Source organism: Herbaspirillum lusitanum P6-12, from assembly GCF_000256565.1.
Lineage (GTDB): Bacteria > Pseudomonadota > Gammaproteobacteria > Burkholderiales > Burkholderiaceae_D > Herbaspirillum > Herbaspirillum lusitanum.
Genome location: NZ_AJHH01000552.1, coordinates 1 through 2777, shown reverse-complemented (window position 1 = coordinate 2777; position 2777 = coordinate 1). Strand labels below are relative to the sequence as shown.

Annotated in this window: 3 protein-coding genes; 2 read left to right on the top strand and 1 reads right to left on the bottom strand. The window is 63.6% G+C overall.

Annotation, left to right across the window (positions count from 1 at the left end):
- Nucleotides 1-279 precede the first annotated feature (279 nt).
- Nucleotides 280-1026, top strand: coding sequence for a CDP-diacylglycerol diphosphatase (locus tag HLUSI_RS0118385; RefSeq protein ID WP_016835349.1), 747 nt, complete (start codon nucleotides 280-282; stop codon nucleotides 1024-1026).
- Nucleotides 1027-1062: 36 nt separating this feature from the next.
- Here HLUSI_RS0118385 and HLUSI_RS0118380 read toward each other — a convergent pair whose 3' ends face one another.
- Nucleotides 1063-2121, bottom strand: coding sequence for a helix-turn-helix domain-containing protein (locus HLUSI_RS0118380; protein WP_016835348.1), 1059 nt, complete (start codon nucleotides 2119-2121; stop codon nucleotides 1063-1065).
- 335 nt (nucleotides 2122-2456) lie between these two features.
- Between HLUSI_RS0118380 and HLUSI_RS29490 the strand changes: the two genes are divergently transcribed.
- On the top strand, nucleotides 2457-2777 hold a 321-nt coding region (locus HLUSI_RS29490), incomplete at its 3' end, for a GntR family transcriptional regulator (RefSeq protein WP_157137912.1).

Genomic DNA, 2777 nt, shown 5'->3' with positions numbered 1-2777 from the left:
GCATTCCGGGGCGCGCGCGGCCGACTCGCCCATGTTCCAGGTGCCTTGGCCGAGCGCGGGAACGCGGTCGCCGTTGTTGAGGGGAATGGTCGGGATGGGTTTCATGGCGGCTCCGTCGTGCTGGCAGGGAAAGCTCCAATGTAGCGCAGTCGGCGCGTGCTTGCCGACGCCGTGCGCGGAGAACGATTATGATCGCTGGATGGCGCCGCGGTCCGGCCGTAACGACGCCGACATATTCGCGGCTTAAGCTTAATCCTCCGAACCCAACGTCAACTACCCATGCGCCTCTTTTTCCCGCTATTCGCTCTGCCGTTTCTGCTGTTTGCCATCGCCGCTCCGGCACACGCCGCCAACCCCGATGCACTGTGGCAGATCGCGAACGAAAAATGCCTGCCCAACAGCCTCGCTTCCGGCGATCCGGCGCCGTGCGCAATGGTAGATCGTGAAAGCGGCTTCGTGATCCTCAAGGACCTGGTCGGCGCGGCCCAGTATCTGCTGATCCCGACCGTGCGCCTGAGCGGCATCGAAAGTCGTGAACTGCAGCAGGCGCAATGGCCCAATTACTGGCGTCATGCGTGGGAGCAGCGCGGCCGCGTCGGTGCTGCGCTGGGGCGGCCGCTGGAGCCGTCGCAGGTCGGCCTCGAAATCAATTCCGCCGCGGCGCGCAGCCAGTTGCAACTGCATATCCATATCGATTGCATGCGCCGCGACGTGCCGGGTTTGTTGCGCGCGCATCGGCACGATCCCTTGGGGAAATGGATGCCTTTCATGCTCGAGGGGCATCGCTATTGGGTCATGCGGCTGGAAGCGGACGCCTTGCAGTCGCAGGACCCGTTCAAGCTGGCTGCCGCGCGCAGCGAGCATGCCGCCAACGCCATGGGCGCGCAGTCGCTGTTGCTGACGGGAGCGCGTTTCGATGGCGGCGACGAGGGTTTCTATCTGATCAACATGCCGGTCAATTTCGACCGCGGGGAATTCGGCAGCGCTGAAGTCCTGCTCGACCACGACTGCGCGATCGCTCGCTAAGTCAGCTGTGTCAACTGCTTCAGCTGCCTCGGTTGGTCAGGTTCGGCGCAAATCCAGCCCGAGCGCGCGGAAATCCTGCGGCGTCATGCCGTAGGCGCGACGGAACGCGCGCGTGAAGTCGGAGGCGCTGCCGAAACCCAGGCCGTAAGCGATTTCCATCACCGCGGTGCGGCGCATGCTGACCAGTTCTTCGGCGGCTTCGCGCAGGCGGAAATTGCGGATATAGGTGCCGAGGCCGCCTTCGTTTTCAAACATGCGATACAAGGTCGGGCGCGACAGATCAAAGGCGCGCAGCACGTTTTCCGGCGTCAGATCTTTGCTATACAGGCGACTCTGGACGTGGCGCTGGATCTGGCTGCGCAACACCGACTGGGCGGCGGCGCGGGCGCTGCTGGTAAGGCGCTGCTGCTTGCCGAACGCGGCCAGCAGCAGGTCGACGCAGACGCGGATGGCTTCTTCCGCCGCCGTCGCCGACATGCCGCGCAGATCCCGGCTCAGCGCCACCAGATGCGCCAGCAGCAGGCGCGTCAGCGGCGACGTGTAGGCCAGCACCTGGCCGTGCAGCGCATCAGCATCGGCGATTTCCGCTTCGACCATGGCGCGCGGCAGGAAGAAGGCCAGCACGTGTGCATAGGTCGGACGCAGCATGCGCATCGGCTGGCCCATGTCCAGCGCCAGGATGCCGGGCACGAATTGCGTCGACTTGCGTTCGCGACGGCTGTCGGTGAGGGTTTCCATGACGCCTTCCACGGCGACATGGAAGACGAAGTCGCGCACGTTGTCGCACGAGATTTTGGCCAGCGTGCGCGACTGCGCCAGCGGGTCGGTGCGGCAGTCGAGATAGATCATGTCCTTGAAGACATACGAATCCATCTCGCCGGCGAAGCTTTGCTGGCGCTGGGTTCGCGACATTGGCGTGTCGAGCAGGCCGCTGACGCGTTCGCTCCAGGCCTGCGCCTGCAGCATGATCGGTTGCTGCGAGACGCTGAAATGATGATGGGTGAACAGCGGCATTCCTGCATCTTCAGCCGGCAAAGACGTCCTGCCACGCGCCGCAATGATGCGACTGGCCAAGCCCTGATGTTCGCGCATCATGAACGTCGTCCGTCGCCGGCGCATGTCAACGCCGGAAAGGAAGGCCGGCCGGTGCGAGCGGCTGCTGGGGATGGAATCATTGCCGGGCGGTAAAGATCGATAGGGGCGCAGTGAAGGGACGAATTGGTGCAATGCAGCTACTCTAAACAATCCTGTTCTTGCTGCAAAGAAAAATGATTGCTGCATCGTATTTTGTTGAGTTCGACCAACATTCAAACGGATGATTTTCTTCGGAAAAGTCCTCACAATCCCGCCGTACCCGTGGCCCGCCGGCGCGCAGTATGCGACTATCTTGTCTTCCCGTACTACTTCAAAAACGTACAAATGACTGGTCCATGAAAACCGCTCCCGCTCCTTTGGAACTCAGCGTTGACCGCACGCTGCAATTGCCGATCTACCTGCAGATCTGCCGGCGCTTCAAGACCGCGATCGCCCAAGGCCATCTGCGCGCCGGCCAGCGTGTGCCGGCGGTGCGTGCGCTGGCGACGGAGCTGAATCTGGCGCGCGGTACGGTCGAAACCGCCTACCGCATCCTCACCGACGAGGGCTACCTGCAGGTGCGCGGGGCCGCCGGCACGGTGGTGTCGCCGGCCTTGCCGACGCCCGTCGTGGTCGCCGACACGCCGGGACGCTTTGCCGTGACCGCCGCCAGCGCG